Below are 21,663 nucleotides of genomic sequence, written 5' to 3' on the forward strand. Positions count from 1 at the left end.
ATTAGTTGCTCTTGCTTACCTGAGAAATAACCTGGCCGGAGATGTCCAGCTTGCTGGCTGCATAGGGCGCAGCATTGCGCTCAAGCACCAGATCATAGCCATTGCTCTTGGCAATGGAGTCGATGGCGGCTTGTACCTTGGTCAGGATCTTGTTGCGCTCTTCGGACTGACGACGACCGTTGTCCTGCTCAAACGCTTGACGCTTCTGGTTGAACTCCATCTGCAGCTTGGCCAGTTTTTCCTGGTTCTGCTTCTTCTGATCGGCGCTCATGAAGGCTTCATCCTTCTTGAACTTCTCGACCAGCTTCTGACCGTCGGATTCCAGCTTCTGCAGCTCACGCATACGCGGCTCGAATTCACCTTTCAGCTTCTTGGAGACAGCTTCACGCTGGGGCAGCTTTTGGAATACTTCGCCCATGTCGACCACGGCGATCTTGGTCTCGGCCAAGGCAGAGCCCATGCCGGCAGCCATCAGTGCAAAACTCAAACCAGCTACTTTCAACGCTTTATTCACACTAACTCCTTGTTCCCTCATGTGAGGGCTACCTGATTTACCTGATTATGCAAGTGGTACCCGGACCGACTTGTTACCTGGTGAGGCGCGCAAGCTGCGCGTCCCATCATTGAATACCCCCACCGGCTGGGTGGGGGCGCGTCCGTCCTTAGAAGGTACGGCCGATATTGAACGAGAAGAACTCTGTCCTGTCCCCTTCGTACTCCTTGAGCGGACGGGCAATCGCAAACACCAGGGGTCCCATGGGGGAGAGCCACTGCAGCGACAGACCGGCCGAGGCACGGTAGTTAGTCGGGTCCGAATAGTCGGTCAGATAGTTGCAGCCACTGAAACAGCGGTTTTGATACTGGGCATAGTCAAAAGTGGTATCCCACACTGAACCGGCGTCGATGAAGAAGCTGGTGCGCAGCTGAGGCTGATAGGTTTCGGACGCAAACGGCGTCGGTACTATCATCTCGAGGGAGGCCACTGCCAGGGCGTTGCCACCCACCGAGCTGTCGGTACCCTGAATGACGTCGTTACCGCTCAGGTTGTAGTAGTAGAGCGCCTTCGGACCTACCGTGTTGCTCTTGAAGCCACGCAGTGTGTCAAAACCACCGGCGAAGTAGTTCTCGAAGAACGGCAGGACGTGATCATAGCTGCCGTTGCTGCCGTAACCGTTGCCGTAAGAGGCGCGGGCCTTGGCCATCAGCACCCATTTGTGGTCCGCATCGAACGGGAAGTAGTGAGCATCTTCGGCGTTCAGCTTGAAGTACTGCAGATCCATGCCGGGCACTGTCACCTTGGCGTTCACACGCTGACGGTCACCCGCGGTCGGGAACATCCCCTTGTTGAGGGTTGAACGGGTCCAGCCAGCGGTGACGTCAACGGTGTTGAACACCATGCGGTTGTCGCCATCCTTGTTCTTGCTGTACACCTTCCAGAACTCGTCCACCTGCAGATAGGGGTTGGGCTGGGACAGTTTGTTGTTCTCGATCCCGAGGCTGAAGTCGAGGCGGTTGTTTTCGTTGACCGGGAAACCACTGGAGAGGCGGAAGCCAACTGTGGTGTTCTCATAGTCGACGATGTTGGCATCGGCCGCACTGAACTGGTTGTAGTAGAGGCGCCCGCCCAGACTGACACCGTCCACGGTGAAGTAGGGATCGTTGTAGCTGAGGTCGACGCTCTTGGAGTACTTGTTGGTACTGGCGGAGATACCGATCTTCTTGCCGGTACCCATGAAGTTGTCCTGCTGCAGGCCTGCCTGCAGGCTCAGGCCCGATTCGGTACCATAACCCACACCGGCGTTGATGGAGCCAGCTGGCTGCTCCTTGACCTTGAAGTCGAGATCAACCTGGTCATCGCTGCCCGGAACCCGCTTGGTGTCCACTTCCGCGGTTTCAAAGAAGCCGAGACGGTTGAGACGGGTCTTGGACTGCTCGACGCTGTCGGAGGAGAGCCAGGTGCCTTCCATCTGACGCATTTCGCGGCGCAGCACTTCATCCTGGGTGGTAACGTTGCCGCTGAAGTTGATGTTGCGCACATAGACACGGGGACCCGGCTCTATGTTGACGATCAGCTCCACTTCCTTGGTTTCGTCGTTGACCTGGGGGAAGGTGACCACTTTCGGGTAGGCATAGCCGTAACGACCGAGGAACTTGGAGAGCACCTCTTCGGTATGGGTTACCTGACTGGCGGAGTAGGTGCTGCCTGCCTCTATGGGGATCAGGCCCTTCATCTCGCCACCACGGTCGATCAAATCGCCCTTGAGCTGGACGCCGGAGACCTTGTACTGATCCCCTTCCTTGACGTTCAGGGTCACGTAGACACCCTTCTTGTCAGGGGTCATGGAGACCTGGGTCGACTCCTGGGCGAAGCGGATATAACCGCGGTCCATGTAGTAAGAGCGCAGGGTTTCGATGTCGCCGGCCAGTTTCTGTTTCTGGTAACGCTGGTCACCGGTGAAGTTCCACCAGGGCACATCGTCCTTGAGGGAGAGCTGGGCCAGCAGTTTCTCTTCCGGGAACACATTGTTGCCGACTATGTTGATCTGCTGGATCTTGGCCGCTTCCCCTTCCACGAAGGTGAACTTGAGGTCGACCCGGTTGCGCGGCAGCGGGGTGACGATGGCCTTGACCTTGGCGGAGTATTTGCCCACGCCATAGTAGAAATCTTCCAGACCCTTCTCGAGGGAGCTCAGCACGGTACGATCCAGCGGATCACCCACCCGAATGCCGGAGGACTCCAGGCTCTGGGTCAGCTGCTCTTCCTTGATATCCTTGTTGCCTGAAAATTCGATGCTGGAGATGGTCGGCCGCTCCTTGATCGCCACTTGCAACACCTGGCCGTCACGGTAAACCTTCACATCCTCGAAGTTACCGGAGGAGTAGAGCTTTTTGATGGCGTTGGCCAGGGTCACGGAATCGACGGTGTCGCCAACCCGGATCGGCAGGTTCAACAGGGCGGCACCCAGCGTTACACGCTGTAAGCCGTCGACCTGAATATCTTGCACCACAAAAGAGGCAGGGGCCGCCTGGGCCAGGAAACTGGCACCCAGCAGGCAACTCAACACCAATGCTTTTTTAACAGCCATTTTGTTCTTGTGTGTCCTTGTTGATGCTCTGGCCTCAGAGGCGAGCGAAATCATTAAATAGCGCAATGCCCATCAGTAACATCAGAATGGCGGCGCCGATCCTGAAACCCACTTCCTGAATTTTGTCTGATACCGGCTTGCCGGTGACTGCCTCGATGAGGAAGTAGACCAGATGGCCACCGTCCAGCACAGGCAGGGGAAACAGGTTGATGATCCCCAGGTTGACGCTGATCAGCGCCAGAAAGCCGAGGAAATAGACCAGACCGTAATCGGCACTGCTGCCTGCCCCCTTGGCAATGGAGATGGGACCGCTCAGGTTATCCAGGGAGACGATGCCACCAATCAGCTTGCCAATCATGTCAAAGGTCAGCGTGGTCAGGCTCCAGGTCTTCTGGGCTCCCTGCCACAGGGCCTGCAAAGGCCCATACTGTAACAGAATTCGATACTCATCCGGTAATGGAACCAATTGCGGTGACAAGCCGACAAAACCGACCAGCTGGCCACGCACTTTTTTCACATCCGGAGTCAGGGTCAGGGTCAGTTCACTGCCTGCCCGCTCCACCACGACCTGCAATGGCTGCTCGGGGGACTGCTGGACCTGGTGCACGAACTGGGCCCACTCGGTGACCTCCTGCTCGCCCATCCGCTTGATGCGATCGCCGACCAGGATACCGGCCTTCTCACTGACGCTCGCAGGTACTATGGCCTCGACCACGGGCAGTACCTTGCCGCCGAGGGGCACTATCCCCAGGCTGCCGACGGGGGACTCTTTGTCCGGATCGAACGTCCAATCCTCCAGCACGAGAGTCTTGTCCACCGCATAACTGGTGTTGGCCGCTTTCAGCTTGAGCTGGACGGCATCATCACCCAGGTGGCTGATGAGGGCATAGGTCACGCTCTCCCAGTCACCGGTCGCCTTGTCGCCGACACCGACGATCTCCATGCCGGGTTCAATCCCGGCCGCCGCCACTATGGAAGCGGGACGCACCTCCCCCACCACGGGTTTGACGGCAGGGACACCGATCATGAACATCAGCCAGAGGGCAAACAGGGCAAACACGAAGTTCGCCATGGGGCCCGCCGCCACTATGGCCATCCGCGCCCAGACACTCTTGTGATTGAAAGCAAATTGCTCATCGCCGGGTTTGAGCTCATCGACCCGACCATCCAGCATCTTGACGTAACCGCCGAGCGGGATCAGTGCCAGCACATATTCGGTGCCATCCTTACCCATTCGGCGCCAAATAGCCTTGCCAAACCCGATGGAGAAACGCTCGACCTTGACGCCGCAACGGCGTGCCACCCAGAAGTGGCCGAATTCATGAACCGCAACCAGCAATCCGAGGGCGATGATAAAGGCACCAATATTCCACAGCACGCCGCCCATCAGCCGATCACCTCGAGATCACACCCATTCGAATCACCGAAGGAGGCAGTAACAAAGGCAGGTTTGTCATTCCACAGCGCAGCACTCATCAGCCAGTTACCTCGATTTCATGCATGGTCCGGTACCCAAAGGCAACGATAAAGGCAGCACAATGCCACGAAATACCACTCATTAGCTAAGCTCCTCAATCAAATTGTGAGCACGGGCACGGGCCGCACCATCCAGCGCAATCAAATCATCCAGCGAACCCACAGGGGAACTCCCCAGCGCCACCATGGTGGCCTCATTGACTCTGGCAATATCCATAAAACCGATCCGCTCTGCAAGGAAAGCCGCAACGGCCTCTTCATTGGCAGCATTGAGCGCCGTGGTCGCCGCCTGCCCTTGCTGACAGGCACTCATGGCCAGTGCCAGGCAGGGATAACGCTCATAATCGGGCCGGATAAAGCTGAACTCTCCGACACTGAAGAAATCCAAAGGTTCCACTCCGGACTCAACTCGAGCCGGATAGGCCAGGGCGTGCGCTATGGGGGTACACATGTCCGGATTGCCAAGCTGGGCCATCACTGAGCCGTCCTTGTACTGCACCATGGAGTGGATCACTGACTGGGGATGGATCACCACCTGGATCTGCTCGGGCGCGGCGTTGAACAGCCAGCGCGCCTCTATGTACTCCAGCCCCTTGTTGATCATGGTGGCGGAGTCGACCGAGATCTTGGCCCCCATGGACCAGTTCGGGTGGGCGATGGCCTGGGCCGGCGTGACCTGTGCCAGCGCATTGATATCGGTATAACGAAACGGACCGCCTGAGCCGGTCAGCAGTATCCTGCTGATGCCCGCCCCTGCCAGATCGCAGTAGCCGGGCTGGCGCTGAATGGCTTCGGGCAGGCACTGAAAAATCGCATTGTGTTCGCTGTCGATGGGCAGCAGCTCGGCGCCATGCTCGCGCACCGCCTCCATGAAGAAGGCCCCGGACATCACCAGCGCCTCCTTGTTGGCCAGCAGGATCCGCTTGCCGGCACGCACTGCGGCCATGGTCGGTGCCAGACCCGCCGCACCGACGATGGCCGCCATCACGCTGTGTGCATCGGGGTGAGCCGCCACCTCGCACAGGGCAGCCTGACCGGACAGTACCCGCGTCGCGCTACCGTGGGTCTTGAGCTGGCCCGCCAGTGCGGTCGCGGCAGCCTCATCCACCATAACGGCGAAACGGGGGGAAAACTCGAGACAGTCCCGCACCATGGCATCCACGCTGCGAGCGGCGGTGAGCGCCAGTACTTGCCAGCGCCCGGGATTGCGGCGCAGCACCTTGAGGGTGCTCTGCCCGATGGAGCCGGAAGCCCCCAGGATCACCAGGTTATGCATCAGAACTCCTGCTTGAGTAACAAACCAATGGAGCCGGAAGCTCTCAAAACCATCAGCAAGATGTGCATCAGAACTCCTGACTGAGTAACAGATAACTGAGCAGGAAGACTGGCAGGGCCGCGGTCAAGCTGTCGATCCGGTCGAGGATACCACCATGACCGGGCAATAGAGTGCCAGAATCCTTGATGCCAGCCTCCCGCTTGAACATGCTCTCGGTGAGATCGCCGAGCACGGAAGCCAGCACGGCCAGCAAGGAGCAGAACAGCACTATCGCCATCTTCGCGGGTACAAAGCCCATGAACCAGGTCACACCGACCGCCAGCAGGCTGGCGGTAAAGAGGCCACCGCACATGCCTTCGATGGTTTTACCCGGGCTGACGGCCGGCGCCAGCTTGTGTTTGCCAAAGGCCTTGCCGAAAAAATACGCGCCAGAATCTGCCGCCCAGACCAGCCCCATGACGAACAACAAAATCCAGGCCCCCATCATGGGGTCGTGATAGAAGTTGTAGCCACGAATGGCCACCAAGGACCAGAAGAAGGGCACCAGGGTCACCAGACCAAACAGGGATTTGAGCCAGATGGACTCTTTCCACAGCCTGGCGCTCCGGGGATAGCGCAATACCAGCAGCAGCCCCAGCAGCCACCAACTGACGGCGGTCCAGAGCACGCCTATCACCAGCGGATGCAGATGGGGAGTCCAGAGCTGATCGACCGGCAGCCAGAACAGGCTGGCACCGAGCAACAGACAAAACACCAGCGGCAACCATTGCTGCGGCTGGGCAGAGACGAAGCCACTCCACTCGCGGCTGGCCAACAGAAACACCAGAGCTGCCAACAGGGCAAAGAATTTCAACGGCAGGAAAAATAGCGCTCCCAATACCAGGGGAACAAGCAGTAATGCGGTAATAATTCGTTGTTTTAGCAAAAGAAACCTCTCTCTTGGGAGGGGATTTAGCCGGTCTGATGCTCGGCGATCAATTCCCGTATCTGTTCACCCGTACACCCGAAGCGACGCTCGCGGGCAACGAAAGAGGCAACGGCCTCACTGAACTCGGCCTCGTTGAAATCGGGCCACAATACCGGGGTAAAATAGAGCTCGGCATAGGCGAGCTGCCATAACACAAAATTGCTGATGCGATGATCGCCGCCGGTCCGGATCAGCAGATCCACTGGTGGTAAATCAGCCATGCAGACCTGCTCGGCCAGCAGGGACTCATCGATAGCATCGGCATCCAGCTCGCCTGCCGCCACGGCTCGGGCCAGTTTACGGGCCGCCTGGGCGATATCCCACTGACCACCGTAATTGGCAGCAATGTTGAGGGTCAGCCCCTTGTTGTCTGCAGTCAAAGCCTCGGCCTTGGCGATCCTGGCCTGCAAGCGCTCGCTGAAACGGGCGGTATCGCCGATCACCTTGAGCCGGATCCCGTTGCTGTGCAGTTGCTTGACCTCGCGGCCCAGCACTGTCATGAAGAGTTCCATCAGGGCACTGACCTCCCCTTCCGGACGGCGCCAGTTCTCACTGGAGAACGCAAACAGGGTCAACGCCTCTATCTTGGCGCGCGCGGCAAACGTCACCGCCTCACGAACAGACTTCACGCCCGCCTTGTGGCCATAGACCCGCATCTTGCCACGGTTCTGAGCCCAGCGCCCGTTGCCATCCATGATGATGGCCACATGACGAGGCAAGGACGAATTGGCACAATCACCTAACGCTGCCAAAAGCGACATTCATTTCTCCCACAAAGACAAAAGCGCCGTGCAGGGGCACTACACGGCGCTCGTAATATACCTGTCAGAGGCTTAGATTTCCATTAGCTCCTTTTCCTTCGCGGCCAGGGCGTCATCCACCAGCTTGATGAAGGAATCGGTGAGTTTCTGGATCTCTTCCTGGGCACGACGGTCATCGTCTTCGGAGATCTCTTTGTCTTTGAGCAGTGCTTTCAGATCGGCGTTGGCATCACGACGGATGTTGCGCACGGCCACACGGGCACCTTCCGCTTCAGCACGGACGATCTTGGTCAGATCGCGGCGACGCTCTTCGGTCAGCGGCGGCAGGGGCACACGCAGGGTCTGACCGTTGCTGGACGGATTCAGGCCCAGATCGGAGGTCAGGATGGCCTTTTCTACCGCCTGGATCATTGAACGGTCAAAAATGGAGATGGACAGGGTGCGGGCATCTTCTGCCACCACGTTGGCCAACTGTTTCAGAGGAGTGGCAGCACCGTAATACTCAACCTGGATACCGTCGAGCAGGCTCGGGTGAGCACGGCCGGTACGGATCTTGGACATCTGGGTCTTGAGCGACTCTACGCTCTTGGCCATACGGTCCTTGGCGTCGTTTTTAATCTCGTTGATCACAGTGGTTTTCCTTTTGGCGAACGAGCCATCACGCGGCTCGTGTCTATCATATTTATCTTATTTGCCGATGTGGTGGATCAGCGTGCCTTCAGGCTCACCCATGATAACCCGACGCAATGCACCCGGTTTGTTCATGTTGAACACGCGGATCGGCAGATCGTGGTCACGGGCCAGAGTAAAGGCTGCAAGATCCATCACCTTGAGCTCTTTTTCAAGCACTTCGTTGTAGCTGAGCTCATGATACAGCACGGCGTCCGGATTCTTAACCGGATCCTCGTTGAATACGCCATCGACCTTGGTCGCCTTGAGCACAACATCGGCTTCGATCTCGATGCCACGCAGGCAGGCTGCAGAATCGGTGGTAAAGAAGGGGTTGCCGGTACCGGCAGAGAAAATCACCACTTTGCCGGCGCGCAGCTGGCTGATGGCCTCGGCCCAGCTATAGGAATCGCAGACACCCTGCAGGGAGATGGCAGACATCAGACGGGCATTCACATAAGCACGATGCAGGGCATCACGCATGGCCAGACCGTTCATCACGGTAGCCAACATACCCATGTGGTCGCCCACCACGCGGTTCATGCCCGCTTTGGCAAGACCGGCACCACGGAACAAGTTGCCGCCACCGATGACCAGACCGACCTGAACACCCAACTCAACCAGTTCCTTGATCTCTTGGGCCATCCGCTCCAGCACAGCTGGATCAATGCCAAAACCCTCGGATCCTTGCAGGGCTTCACCACTCAACTTCAGAAGAACACGTCTGTATGCAGGCTTGGGATTGGTACTCATGTCACTGATTCCTGGTCATATAAAGACCGCGACATAAGTCGCGGTCTGGGGAAACGGAAAAACCGGTTCGATTAGGCCTTCTGAGCGGCCGCGATTTGGGCTGCTACTTCAGCAGCGAAATCGGTCTCTTGCTTCTCGATGCCTTCGCCCACTTCGAAACGGGTGAAGGAGACAACGTCAGCGCCTTCTTTCTTCAACAGCTCGGCAACGGTCATGGAAGGATCCTTCACGAACGGCTGACCAGTCAGGGAAACCTCACCGGTGAACTTCTTCATACGGCCTTCAACCATCTTCTCGGCGATGTCTTTCGGCTTGCCGGAGTTGATGGCGATGTCGATCTGAATTTCGCGCTCTTTGGCAACGACTTCAGCAGACACGTCTTCAGGCTTGACGAACTGCGGGCTGTTGGCAGCAACGTGCATGGCCAGATCTTTGGCCAGCTCGGCAGTACCGCCGGTCAGCTTGGTGATAACACCAATGCGGGAACCGTGAACGTAGGTGCCCAGGTTGTCACCTTCAACCAGCATCACGCGACGCAGGTTCATGTTCTCACCGATCTTGGCGATCAGGTTGGTGATGGTCAGTTCGACGGACTCACCGTTACCGAAGTCAGCCGCTTTCAGTGCGTCAACGTCAGCAATTTTCTGGGTCGCAGCGATATCGGCGATCTTCTGGCCCATTGCCATGAAGCTGGCATCTTTGGCGACGAAGTCGGTTTCGCTGTTCAGCTCGATCATGACGGCAACGTTGCCTTCGGTACGAGCAAAGATCACGCCTTCAGCAGCGATACGGCCTGCTTTCTTGGCGGCCTTGGCCTGACCGGATTTGCGCATGTTCTCGATTGCCAGCTCGATATCACCAGCGGCTTCTTCCAGCGCTTTTTTGCAATCCATCATGCCAGCGGCGGTGCGCTCGCGCAGTTCTTTTACCAGGGCGGCAGTAACGTTAGCCATGTCCAGTATCCTCGGTCTTGAATTGACAAGAAACAGGGGCCACAAGGGCCCCTGCTAACCAATTACATCAGCTTGGTTAATAAGGGCTTTACAGTCCTTATCAATTACTCAGCTTCAACGAAGCCATCTTGTTCAGCTTGAACAACGATGTCCTGAGCGCGAGCTTCCAGTACGGTGTCAGCAGCAGCATTCAGGTACAGCTGTACGGCACGGATAGCATCGTCGTTACCCGGGATGACGTAATCAACGCCGTCCGGGTTGGAGTTGGTATCAACGATGGAAACTACCGGGATACCCAGGTTGTTGGCTTCTTTGATAGCAATGTGCTCGTGGTCGGCATCGACAACGAACAGCACGTCAGGCAGGCCGCCCATATTCTTGATACCACCCAGGCTCTTCTCGAGCTTGTCCATTTCGCGAGTACGCATCAGCGCCTCTTTCTTGGTCAGCTTTTCGAAGGTACCATCCTGGCTCTGGGTTTCCAGATCTTTCAGACGCTTGATGGACTGACGAACGGTTTTCCAGTTGGTCAGCATGCCACCCAACCAGCGGTGGTTGACATAGAACTGGTCACAACGACCGGCGGCATCTTTTACGGCTTCAGACGCGGCACGCTTGGTACCTACGAACAGTACCTTGCCTTTCTTGGCAGCTACGGAGCTGATGAAGTTCATGGCATCGTCAAACATCGGAACGGTTTTTTCCAAGTTGATGATGTGAACCTTGCTGCGGGCACCGAAGATGTAGGACTTCATTTTCGGGTTCCAGTAACGAGTCTGGTGACCGAAGTGAACGCCGGCTTGCAGCATGTCGCGCATAGAAACTTTAGCCATTATATACCTCTGTATTGGGGTTAGGCCTCCACACATCCCATGTAACCGACCCCAAAGGGGCACCCCGGTACAGGTGTCGATGTGTGTGTGTTATTGATTAAGGGTGATGAAATGTGGACGCAAGTTCCCCATTCCGGCGCGCTTTATACCATACCTTTGCTCAGGACACCACCGACCACAGTGCTAAAAATGGATCCCTGCGCGCAATGCTGACCAGAGGATTTGACGTTGTGATGACAATCACACTGGAAGTAAACGGGGGTTGGGGATAAAATTTTGGCCTGATTGCAAACGCATCTATTTTTCATTACCTGATTGTTGGGCATCGACAGGATGCGCAGTCAGGCCCCAAGAGAGATCCCATGTCCATTAAAATCAAGACACCGGAAGAGATTGAAAAGATGCGCGTTGCCGGCCAGTTGGCCGCCGATGTGCTGATCATGATAGCCCCCCACGTCAAGGCAGGCGTCACCACAGATGAGCTGAACACCCTGTGCCACGACTATATTGTCGACGTGCAGCAGGCTATTCCGGCTCCGCTCAACTATCACGGCTTCCCCAAGTCCATCTGCACCTCGGTGAACGACGTGATTTGCCATGGCATCCCCAACCACAAGAAATTGCGCGAAGGGGACATCATCAACCTGGACATCACAGTCATCAAGGATGGCTACCACGGCGATACCTCCGCCATGTTCATCGTGGGTGAGACCACACCGCTGCGTCGCCAGCTGTGCAAGGTCGCCCAGGAGAGCCTCTACGCTGCCATCAAGCAGGTGCGCCCCGGCATGTGCATCACAGAGATAGGCGCCCTGATCCAGCCCATCGTCGAAAAGGCCGGTTTCTCCGTGGTGCGTGACTACTGTGGTCACGGCATCGGCAGCGAATTCCACGAGGAGCCGCAAATCCTGCACTACCGCAATGGCGGCAAGCAGGAGCTCAAACCGGGCATGTGCTTCACCATAGAGCCCATGGTCAACAGCAAGAAATATCACTGCCGCATCAACCCGAAAGATGGCTGGACAGTGACCACCAAGGATGGCGGCGATTCCGCCCAGTGGGAACACACACTGCTGGTAACCGACGATGGCTGCGAGGTGCTTACCCTGCGCCCCGATGACACTATCGACCGCTATATCAAACACGGTTAACATCAAAAACCCCGGCGCCGAAGCGAGAAGGCACCGGGGTTTGTTTTTATCAGCCGCTGTGTATGCGTGCGACAAGAGCGTGAGATGCCATGGATGCCAGCCTGCTTTCCCCCATCTGTTACCCGACGATCAGCTCACCCGCGAGAACTGCAAAGAGTATCTGGGCCGCTTTCTCGGCTGGTTGCACGCCCGTTTCGATGCCGGCGACAACATCATAGAGCTGGTTGCGACCCGTTCCGAATACATGGATGTGCTGCTGACCCGACTGTGGCAGAAGTTTGGCTTCGACAAGACAGATCTCAGCCTGATAGCCGTCGGCGGCTATGGCCGTGGCGAGTTGCATCCCCACTCCGACATCGACCTGCTCATCCTCTATGAAGGGGATGAGCTGGACGAGGTACTGGGACTGCGCATCGGTGAGTTCATTACCCTGCTGTGGGATCTCAAGCTGGAGGTGGGTCAGGCAGTACGCAACGTGGCCGAATGCATCGAGCAGGGCCGCGCCGACATCACGGTCGCCACCAACCTCATAGAGGCCCGTTTCATCACAGGCCGCAAAGCCGGTTTCGAGCAGCTCACCCTGGCCACGCGTCCCGAGCGCTTCTGGCCAAGCGAGCAGTTCTTTCAGGCCAAGCGCGAAGAGCAGGCCCTGCGCCACCAGCAATTTCTTGGCACTGCCTACAAGCTGGAGCCCGACCTCAAGAGCAACCCTGGCGGACTGAGAGACATTCAGACCCTGGCCTGGGTCGCCCGCCGCCACTTCGGCGCCACCACCTTGTTCGAGATGACCAGCCACGGCTTTCTCAACCGGGCTGAGTACCGTGAACTGCTCGATTGTCAGAACTTCCTGTGGAAGGTGCGCTTCGCCCTGCACATGGCCATCAACAAGGGTGACAACCGGCTGCTGTTCGACCGCCAGCGTACCGTGGCCCAGATGTTGGGGTTCGAGGGGGAAGGCAACAGCCCGGTCGAGCAGATGATGAAGCGCTTCTACCAGACGGTGCGGCGAGTCTCCGAGCTCAACGAGATGCTGCTGCAGCTGTTTGACGAGGCGATCCTCGGCAACACCGCCATGGACGTGCGCCGCCTCTGCGACGAATTCCAGCTGCGTGGCCGCCTCATCGATGCGGTGGACTCAGAGCTGTTTGGCCGTGAGCCCGCTGCCATACTGCGGCTCTTCTACCAGATAGCCCAGCATCCCGAGATTGCCGGCATTCACTCCGCCACCTTGCGCCAGCTGCGCGAGGCGAGGCGCAAACTCAATTGCTGGCTGCAGGATTTGCCCGATTGCCGCCGCCTGTTCATGGCGCTGCTGCGCCACCCCAACGGCATCGGCCAGCCCCTCACCCTGATGCACAAATACGGCATACTGGCGGCCTACCTGCCCCAGTGGAACCTCATCGTCGGCCAGATGCAGTTCGACATGTTCCACGCCTATACGGTCGATGAGCACACCCACCGGCTGCTCAAGAACATTCACCAGTTTCCCAATCCGGCCAGCCGCCAGACCCACCCGCTCTGCCACGAGGTGTTTACCCGGCTGCGCAAGCCGGAACTGCTCAGCATAGCGGCCCTGTTCCACGACATCGCCAAGGGGCGCCGCGGGGATCACTCAGAGCTAGGCGCCGTGGACGCACTGGAGTTCTGCCAACTACATGGCCTGGATCGCTACGAGAGCCGACTGGTGGCCTGGCTGGTGCGCCACCATCTGCTGATGTCGGTCACCGCCCAGCGCCGCGACATCTATGACCCGGACGTGGTCACCGACTTCGCCCAGAAGGTGCGCGACGAGCAGCACCTCGACCTTATCTATTGCCTGACGGTGGCCGATATCTGCGCCACCAACGACACCCTCTGGAACGACTGGAAAGGCACCCTGCTGCGCGAACTCTATTTCGCCACCCAGAAAGCCCTGCGCCAAGGGCTGGAAAACCCGCCCGACATGCGACTGCGTATTTGTGAGAACCAGCGCCAGGCCAAGCAAATTCTGGCCCAGCGGGACGTGCCGGAAGAGGCCATCAACCAGCTGTGGAGCGACTTCAAGGCCGACTACTTCCTGCGCCATACCCCTGAGCAGATCGCCTGGCATTGCCGCAAGATCATCGAGCACGGCGACAATCCGGCACCGCTGGTGATCATCGGCAAGCACCCGACCCGGGGTGGCAGCGAGGTCTTTATCTACTGCCGCGACACACCGAATCTGTTTGCCACCGTGGCCTCAGCACTGGATCAGAAAAACCTCAACATCCATGATGCCCAGATCATGAATTCCCGCAGCGACTATGTGCTGGATACCTTCGTGGTGCTGGAGCCCAGCGGCGAGCCCATCAGCCCCAACCGCACCGCCACCATCAGAAAGGCGCTGGAGAAAGCACTGCAGGAACCGGGCAAGCTGGTGCTGCGCAACAAGCCGCTGTCCCGGCGCCACCGTCAGTTCAGCGTACCGACCCGGGTGGTGTTTCTGCCCCACAAGGGCGAAACCCGTCACACCCTGCTGGAACTGACGGCACTGGATACCCCTGGCCTGCTGGCTCGTATCGGCGCCGTGTTCCAGCAGTGTGGCCTCTCCCTGCACGCGGCCAAAATCACCACCATAGGCGAGCGAGTGGAGGACTTTTTCAGCCTCACCACACTGGCGGGGGAGCCGCTGAACCAGGCCGAACAGCTGGCGCTGGAGGATCGACTGGTGAGCCAGCTCAACCCGCAGGAATCGGCGGATGAAGCCCCTGACGGCGAGCCGTTGACAGGCCTCACAAGGCGCCTTTCCTCATCCTGATTCTTCAAATAGAACAAGTGGTTGGGCCACCTGAGTATAATAAATCGCCATTCTCCTGAAGAAATCGGCTTGAGCCCTTAAAAACAATTGGAAAAGTGTGATACAACAAACCGAATTTTTTAAAGGAAACCTGTCATGACCGAGTTGCAACAGATCATCGAAGCGGCCTTCGAGCGCCGTGATTCCATCACTCCCGGCTCCGTCGATGCCGCCACCAAGTCCGCCATCCTGCAGACCATAGACCTGCTGGACGCCGGCAAGGCCCGTGTCGCCGAGAAGATTGCCGGCGAGTGGGTGGTACACCAGTGGTTGAAGAAGGCGGTGCTGCTCTACTTCCGCATCAATGACAACGGCATCATCAAGGGCGACGATGCCCAGTACTACGACAAGGTTCCTCTCAAGTTCTCCGACTACACCGCCGAGCAGTTCAAGGAAGCGGGTGTGCGTGTGGTGCCGCCTGCGACGGCTCGCAAAGGCTCCTTCATCGCCCCCAATACTGTGCTGATGCCTTCCTACGTCAACATAGGCGCCTTCGTCGATGAAGGCACCATGGTCGATACCTGGGCCACTGTGGGCTCCTGCGCCCAAATCGGCAAGAACGTGCACCTCTCAGGCGGCGTCGGCATTGGCGGCGTGCTGGAGCCGTTGCAGGCCAACCCGACCATCATCGAAGACAACTGCTTCATCGGTGCCCGCTCCGAAGTGGTTGAAGGGGTTATCGTCGAGGAAGGTTCCGTCATCTCCATGGGCGTCTTCATCGGCCAGTCCACCCGCATCTATGATCGCGAAACCGGCGAAATTCACTACGGCCGCGTGCCGGCGGGTTCAGTGGTCGTTTCTGGCTCCCTGCCCTCCAAGTGTGGCAAGTACAGTCTCTACGCCGCCGTCATCGTCAAGAAAGTAGATGCCAAGACCCGTGCAAAGGTCGGCATCAATGCCCTGCTGCGTTCCATTGACGAGTAATGCCTCTCACCATTGAGAACAAGGGCGCCTGATGGCGCCCTTTTGATTTTGGCGCCCCTGTCACAGGCAAGCCACATCGACTCGGTTAAGATAGATTGGTCAGGATCGTTTCAAACCGAGGAAGCCCGATGTACGAGAATCTGAAGAGCCTGGGGATCCAGGAACCCACCTCAGTGGACAGCTATACCCTGCGCCAGGAAGCCAATCACGACATCCTCAAGATCTACTTCAAGAAGCAGAAGGGCGAGTTCTTCGCCAAGAGTGTCAAATTCAAATACCCTCGCCAGCGCAAGACCATGCTGGTCGACTCGGGTACTCATGAGTACAAGGATGTCACCGAGATCAACGCCAATCTCAAGTACGTGGTGGATGAGCTGGACAACCTGACTCAGGGCGTACATATCCAGGCAGACCCGGATATCAAACAGAAGATACTGCGTGACCTGCGCCACTTGGAAAAAGTGGTGCAGAACAAGATCAGCGAAATAGAGCGGGATCTGGAAAAACTGTAAGCCAGCACCAGCAACAACAAGGGCGCCCATCTGGCGCCCTTGTTATTTGGCTTGAATGCATGTCACACCACTGGCTCATGACGCTGATATCAGGTGTTGGCACCTCACGCCTGCGCACTGCTCCCTTGAAGCACTTTTCGATACAGCAAGCCAAGATGCCTGAATATTCCTTATCCAGGCTCTTTACCAGATCAAAGAGCGGCCAGCAAAAAGGGAGGCTTGCGCCTCCCTTTTCGGAACTCTGAAATCCAGGCAACAGGATTAGTTGCTCTTCATCCAGATATCCATGTCGGTTTTCAGGTTGTCTGACTTGGTACCGAAGATGGCTTGAACGCCGGAGCCAGAGACTACCACACCGGCAGCACCCAGTTTCTTCAGACCCGCCTGGTCAACCTTGGCCACATCTTTCACGCCAACACGCAGGCGGGTGATGCAGGCATCCAGAGAGGCAATGTTCTCTTTACCACCGAAGGCAGTCACCAGAGCTTCAGACATGCCGTCCTTGCTTTGGCTGACAGTCTCTTCAGCTGTCTCGTCTTCACGACCCGGGGTTTTCAGGTTCATGGCACGGATAACGAAGCTGAAGACCACGTAGTAGATACCAGCGTAAACCAGACCCAGGCCTACCAGCAGCAGCATGTTGTCGGCACGGGGTGATTGAACCACGAAGTCGATGAAGCCGTTGGAGAAGGTATGGCCATGTACAACGCCCAGCATGTTGGTCAGCACATAAGCCAGACCAGCCAGTACGGCGTGGATGGCGTACAGTACAGGTGCGATGAACAGGAAGGAGAATTCAATCGGTTCGGTGATACCGGTCAGGAAAGAGGTCAGGGCAGCGGAGGCCATGATACCAACAATCTTGGCGCGGTTTTCCGGCTTGGCAGCGTGGGCAATGGCAAACGCAGCAGCAGGCAGACCGAACATCTTGAACAGGTAACCACCAGCCAGCTGACCGAAGCCGTTACCGGCAGCGCGGGAAGCGTCATCAGCAGTCAGGAAGCAGGTCATGATACCGTGGACAGTTTCACCGGCACCGTTGACACAGGTACCCGCCTGATAGAAGAAAGGCACGTTCCAGATGTGGTGCAGACCAAACGGGATCAGGGAGCGCTCAACCACACCGTAGATACCGAAGGCCAGTACCGGGTTCTGGTTGGCAGCCCAGTCAGAGAAGGCACCGATGGCAGAGCCAACTGGCGGCCAAATCACGGACAGGATCACACCCAGACCGATGGAAACGAAACCTGTGATGATGGGCACAGCACGTTTGCCAGCGAAGAAGCCCAGGTACTCAGGCAGCTGGATCTTGTAGAAACGGTTGAACGCCCAGGCGGCGACACCACCGGCGAGGATACCGCCCAGAACACCCGTGTCGATCTTGTCAACACCCATCACTGGCGCCATGACTGACAGGGTGGCGGTCATGATGCCGTAGCCAACGATGGCTGACAGACCGGATACACCGTCGTTATTGGTAAAGCCTAGGGCAACACCCACCGCGAACAACAGGGCCATCTGGCCAAATACCGAGCCACCGGCCTGTTCCATCAAATGGGAAACAATTTCTGGCAACCAACTGAAGTTTGCAGCACCGACACCAAGCAGGATACCTGCGACTGGCAATACGGAGACGGGCAACATCAGCGATTTACCAACCTTTTGCAGATTAGAAAACGCATTTTTCATCATGTGTGTATTCTCCTGAATGGATTGTCTTCCCGTAAACGGTTCAGTCCAATTGATAGACGATCACCAGCATCATCTTTCATTGGCGTGAATTCGATTGGGGTTGTTTATTTTGACCCGCTGAATATAACCCAGCAGATCGGAAATTTCTTCCATCAGGCACAAGGGAATAAAAATTTTGGAGGGGAGATCACAAGATAATTTCGGGGGGGGATTACAGATTAATCATGAATATATTTCGGCACTTTCATTGTATGCCACAAATATGAAAAGTGCTGTTTCGCATTGTATTTTAACCAATCAAATCAATACACAAAGAAACACATTGTAACTCAATGTAACCATTTGCTGTTTTTCTATTTTAGTCTACCGATTAAAAAGGCCTCCAACAAGGGAGGCCTCAAATAAATATTACAATTTAAAGGCTAGAAAATATTCTAGCCTTTTTGCGAACGTTTGACCGCATCAATAAAAATGGATTTAGCCTTGGTTGAACCGACACGCTCGGCCTCACTGACCAGTTGCATGGCCTTGTCGATATCACCGGCTTTCACCGCTTTCTCAATCTGGGACTGATAGAAGGCTTCGGTCTCGGTCAACATGGCGGGCACGGGTTTGGCAGCAACCGCAGTTGCCGTCACCGCACTGGCAGCCACTGCGGCAGTTGCTGGCGCGGTCTGGCTCATCGCAACCTTGTCTGCGTACTCGGGTTTGAACACAGCCTCAAGGCCCTGCCCCTTGGCCATATCGACCACCTCGATCTGTACCAGCCCCCATGGTGAATGCGGGATCACGGGATCCGGCACTGCTGGCTCAACCGTTTGGTTGGCACGGGCGAAGGCTTTCGCCGGGTGCAATATGGTGGTACTGCCCGCCAGCTCGCTGGCCGGGGCATAGACAATCATATAGGTTTCGGCAGCCGGGTTGCCCGGCATGCTGCGATCGACAAAGATATTGCCTTCAATCCGATCGTTATTCAGCAGGTGGGCTGGCTGGTAGCTGAACACTGACTCACCCAGAACCCGTGTCACCTTGAACTGGGCATCCAGCATAATCACTTGCGGCACCAGTACCGTCTTGCTTACCTGAGATGCGACCTTGATGGCCAGGTTGCCTGTGTTGGCTGGCAGGCGATAAGCCGCAAAGTAGCTCATCCCCTCGTCAAACTGAAAACTGGGTTGCTTGCCGTCGAGGGCCAGCAGGGTATCGCCTTCCGGCAAGGCCACATAATTGAAGTCGTTGAAAGCATTGCAGCAACTGGTCGCCTGTGAGAGTGCCTGCTTGGCCTGTTCGGCATTGCTCAGAATGGATGCGTGATCCTGCATGGGGACCACCATGCTACCGGAACAACCGGCCAACAGCGCAGTAACCACGGCTGCGATAGACATCTTTACCAATTTCATTCTTCTTATCTCCATAACCCGGTTGCCGTTACCCGGCGAAACAAAACTGCCCCCATACGGGGGCAGTGACTAACTTAACTGAAAGAGGTGCTTACCACCAAGCTTCCGCTTGAACACCGAAGTTCCAAGTATCGTCGGCAGTACCGTTATTGAATGCGTTACCTTTCATCTCTTTCTTGTCTTGAGCAAGATAGGAAGCAAACACACGAATTTCAGGACGTGCCCAGAAGCTGGAACCGGCAGACCAAGCCTGTGCCAGAGTCAGCTTGTAACCTGCATCTTCTTCAGAAGTACCGTTGGTGGACTTGTTCTTGTCCTTGAAGTAGCCACCTTCGAAGATGGTCTTGTTGAAATCATCCCACTTGTACATCGGGCGAGCTACAACAGACATGGTTTCCCACTTGTCGTTGGTATCCCACATATCGTTGCCTACACCGTAGACCAGCTGGTGGCCCATTTCCCAAGAGTTCCCCATCGGGATCACACCATGGTTGATGATACGGAAACCGTCTGCCCCATCCTTGGCTTCAGCGCCGTACCAGGAACCATCACCCCAGAAAGCAAACGTCTTGGAGTAACCTTCAGTACCATACTGCAGCACGGTCTTGTTGAAACCACCCAAAATGCCTTGAGTCAGCTCGGCGGTGAGCATTACACCATCTTTTGCATTCTTGTATTGTGCATTAGCTGAATCTTTTTGAGCGTCAGATGGGTTCGCAATGGCGTAATCTACTCCGACTTCAAGTGAACCATCTTGCCACAAAGGAATACCTGCATAGCGCAGGTCCAGAGTATTGACGTTCATTTCGTCATTGTAAGTCCATCCATCGTTGGTACCGCTACGATCATTGCGAACCCAAGCGAAAGACACCTTGCCAGGACCAGCTTGGATGCCTTCAATACCGGCGCCAGCACCAGAGATGTTCCAGTAGTAAAAGTCTGATATGTGGACGTCATGGCGTTGGTAGTAACGCTTACCGGCCCAGAGGGTAGCTTCAGGAGCGAAACCAAGCAGTCCCTTGGCTTGCACATTAAATTGACGTAACGCAAAGGTAGCGTCTTCCTTATTTTCACACCCATCCAATGCAGTACCATTAGCTGAGGTACACTGGAATTTGGATTCTGTAGACTCCCAATCATTGGAGCCATTGGAGGTCATTGCCACCATGGAATCAACATAGAAAGTCTTACCATCTTTGTTGAAAACCTCGGAACCTAATTGGATTTCACCATAGGTGTCAGCCTCATTACCCAAACGTCCAACCTTTTGCTTAGCATTATCAGACAAACCAGTCTGCATGCTGCCATCGGTAGAAACACCGACACCTGAACGGAAGTAGCCGTGGAAATCAACGGCGAAGGCGGCTTGGGAAGCCAGGGCTGCGGTTACTGCTGCAGCGATCGGGAGCCACTTTGCTTTCATTTTCATTTTCCTTATTCCCGCTGAGATGAGTGTGATCCTGATATTCAAGTTCTTATCACCAAGAAAAACGTTTCGGTGATAACCGGGATGGATTATAGGTAGCCAATTTCGAGACAAACATGAGCTGATTCACAAAATGGCGACAAATCGCCCACCACCACTACCAAGGGGGTTCAATGAAGATTAAAGACCAATCATTAGCAATAAATCACCCTTAAAACATAAAAAATCGCCAAAACAAAATCTTGAAAACGCTATCAGCAATTAATTTGCTTCGAGTATTAAGATGAAAAATGTCAATTCAATGACAAAAACATGACTGAAATCGCTTTCAATGCGGAACTTTTAATTTCCCTGCATGTCGGCTATGAGTGGAATAAATGCTCAAATACATGACTGGGGGACAGGAAAATAATCGGAGGAATAGTGGGAAATAGACTCAACTGACAGGCATGAAATGCAGAAATAAACATCCCCGTGGTCGACCCCATCGGGGATGAATAAAAAATGACGAGGGAATGGCCCTAGAGTTTATTTTCCCAGCCGGTGAGCCAGGCCAATGCCACCTTTTCCGGTTCATCATCGACGGTGGCATCTATCTCGAGGCGGGGTAATAGTGCACTCGCTCCCAGCTCCTGCAACAAACCGTCGAGCTGACGACCGGCACCGCAAAAGTGTTCGTAGCTGCTGTCGCCCATGGCGATAAGGGCATAACGCCAGCCTTTCATATAGGGAGCCCGATCCGCCAGAGCGGCGGCCAAGGGTTGCAGGTTGGGCGGAATATCGCCCTGCCCAGTGGTGGCGGTGATCAGCAGCAGGAAGCGGGAGGCATCTATGTCTTCCAGCACGGCCTCATCGAAAATCTGACATACATGTCCGACTTGCTGCAGATGTTCAGCCAGCGTCTCGGCCACCAGCATGGCTGAGCCATAGACGGTTCCCACTACAAGATCTATCTGAGCCATAACGGAT

17 protein-coding genes and 1 pseudogene are annotated in these 21,663 nt (G+C 56.1%); 4 read left to right on the top strand and 14 right to left on the bottom strand.

The genetic code is table 11. The annotated features are described in order from the left end of the window. Position 1: 1 nt before the first annotated feature. The 10 genes from AXW79_RS03735 to rpsB form a co-directional block, all read right to left on the bottom strand. Positions 2-514 carry an OmpH family outer membrane protein gene (locus AXW79_RS03735; RefSeq protein WP_011898992.1) on the bottom strand — a complete coding sequence of 171 codons (513 nt, stop codon included), beginning with the start codon at positions 512-514 and terminating at the stop codon, positions 2-4. A 148-nt stretch (positions 515-662) separates the two neighbouring features. Next, complete coding sequence (gene bamA, locus AXW79_RS03740) at positions 663-3,086, bottom strand: outer membrane protein assembly factor BamA (protein ID WP_011898993.1); 2,424 nt, start codon at positions 3,084-3,086, stop codon at positions 663-665. A gap of 34 nt (positions 3,087-3,120) precedes the next feature. Further along, positions 3,121-4,473 carry a sigma E protease regulator RseP gene (gene rseP / locus AXW79_RS03745; protein WP_005312087.1) on the bottom strand — a complete coding sequence of 451 codons (1,353 nt, stop codon included), beginning with the start codon at positions 4,471-4,473 and terminating at the stop codon, positions 3,121-3,123. A gap of 171 nt (positions 4,474-4,644) precedes the next feature. After that, positions 4,645-5,838 carry a 1-deoxy-D-xylulose-5-phosphate reductoisomerase gene (gene ispC / locus AXW79_RS03750; RefSeq protein WP_005312085.1) on the bottom strand — a complete coding sequence of 398 codons (1,194 nt, stop codon included), beginning with the start codon at positions 5,836-5,838 and terminating at the stop codon, positions 4,645-4,647. A 67-nt stretch (positions 5,839-5,905) separates the two neighbouring features. After that, entirely contained in the window at positions 5,906-6,763 is an 858-nt protein-coding gene (locus tag AXW79_RS03755) for a phosphatidate cytidylyltransferase (protein ID WP_011898994.1), read from the bottom strand. A gap of 26 nt (positions 6,764-6,789) precedes the next feature. After that, the gene (uppS, locus tag AXW79_RS03760) at positions 6,790-7,566 is read right to left on the bottom strand and encodes a polyprenyl diphosphate synthase (protein ID WP_005312081.1); all 777 of its coding nucleotides are present in this window, start codon (positions 7,564-7,566) and stop codon (positions 6,790-6,792) included. A 72-nt stretch (positions 7,567-7,638) separates the two neighbouring features. Then, positions 7,639-8,196, bottom strand: a complete 558-nt coding sequence (gene frr, locus AXW79_RS03765) for a ribosome recycling factor (protein ID WP_005312078.1) — start codon at positions 8,194-8,196, stop codon at positions 7,639-7,641. Positions 8,197-8,253: 57 nt separating this feature from the next. Then, positions 8,254-8,988: a UMP kinase gene (pyrH, locus tag AXW79_RS03770; RefSeq protein ID WP_005312076.1), complete on the bottom strand. Its 735-nt coding sequence runs from the start codon at positions 8,986-8,988 to the stop codon at positions 8,254-8,256. 71 nt (positions 8,989-9,059) lie between these two features. Continuing rightward, positions 9,060-9,941: a translation elongation factor Ts gene (tsf, locus tag AXW79_RS03775; protein WP_005312074.1), complete on the bottom strand. Its 882-nt coding sequence runs from the start codon at positions 9,939-9,941 to the stop codon at positions 9,060-9,062. Positions 9,942-10,045: 104 nt separating this feature from the next. Then, the gene (rpsB, locus tag AXW79_RS03780; protein ID WP_005312073.1) at positions 10,046-10,774 is read right to left on the bottom strand and encodes a 30S ribosomal protein S2; all 729 of its coding nucleotides are present in this window, start codon (positions 10,772-10,774) and stop codon (positions 10,046-10,048) included. 362 nt (positions 10,775-11,136) lie between these two features. On the opposite strand from rpsB, the gene map reads away from it, so the two are divergent. From map to AXW79_RS03800, 4 genes and pseudogenes are all read left to right on the top strand, one after another. Then, entirely contained in the window at positions 11,137-11,925 is a 789-nt protein-coding gene (gene map, locus AXW79_RS03785) for a type I methionyl aminopeptidase (RefSeq protein WP_005312070.1), read from the top strand. 89 nt (positions 11,926-12,014) lie between these two features. Then, a pseudogene (glnD, locus tag AXW79_RS03790) lies at positions 12,015-14,701 on the top strand (bifunctional uridylyltransferase/uridylyl-removing protein GlnD). A 135-nt stretch (positions 14,702-14,836) separates the two neighbouring features. Further along, positions 14,837-15,664 (top strand): 2,3,4,5-tetrahydropyridine-2,6-dicarboxylate N-succinyltransferase, encoded by an 828-nt coding sequence (dapD, locus tag AXW79_RS03795; RefSeq protein WP_005312067.1) that lies wholly within the window; start codon positions 14,837-14,839, stop codon positions 15,662-15,664. A 128-nt stretch (positions 15,665-15,792) separates the two neighbouring features. Further along, positions 15,793-16,176 carry a DUF3461 family protein gene (locus AXW79_RS03800; protein ID WP_005312064.1) on the top strand — a complete coding sequence of 128 codons (384 nt, stop codon included), beginning with the start codon at positions 15,793-15,795 and terminating at the stop codon, positions 16,174-16,176. Positions 16,177-16,437: 261 nt separating this feature from the next. Here AXW79_RS03800 and ptsG read toward each other — a convergent pair whose 3' ends face one another. From ptsG to AXW79_RS03820, 4 genes are all read right to left on the bottom strand, one after another. After that, positions 16,438-17,868: a PTS glucose transporter subunit IIBC gene (gene ptsG, locus AXW79_RS03805; RefSeq protein WP_005312062.1), complete on the bottom strand. Its 1,431-nt coding sequence runs from the start codon at positions 17,866-17,868 to the stop codon at positions 16,438-16,440. Positions 17,869-18,302: 434 nt separating this feature from the next. After that, complete coding sequence (locus tag AXW79_RS03810) at positions 18,303-19,268, bottom strand: MalM family protein (RefSeq protein WP_011898995.1); 966 nt, start codon at positions 19,266-19,268, stop codon at positions 18,303-18,305. A gap of 91 nt (positions 19,269-19,359) precedes the next feature. Next, positions 19,360-20,691 (bottom strand): maltoporin, encoded by a 1,332-nt coding sequence (locus tag AXW79_RS03815; RefSeq protein WP_005312039.1) that lies wholly within the window; start codon positions 20,689-20,691, stop codon positions 19,360-19,362. Positions 20,692-21,215: 524 nt separating this feature from the next. Then, complete coding sequence (locus AXW79_RS03820; RefSeq protein ID WP_005312037.1) at positions 21,216-21,656, bottom strand: flavodoxin; 441 nt, start codon at positions 21,654-21,656, stop codon at positions 21,216-21,218. Positions 21,657-21,663: the final 7 nt, after the last annotated feature.

This window comes from Aeromonas salmonicida subsp. salmonicida, assembly GCF_001643305.1.
Lineage (GTDB): Bacteria > Pseudomonadota > Gammaproteobacteria > Enterobacterales > Aeromonadaceae > Aeromonas > Aeromonas salmonicida.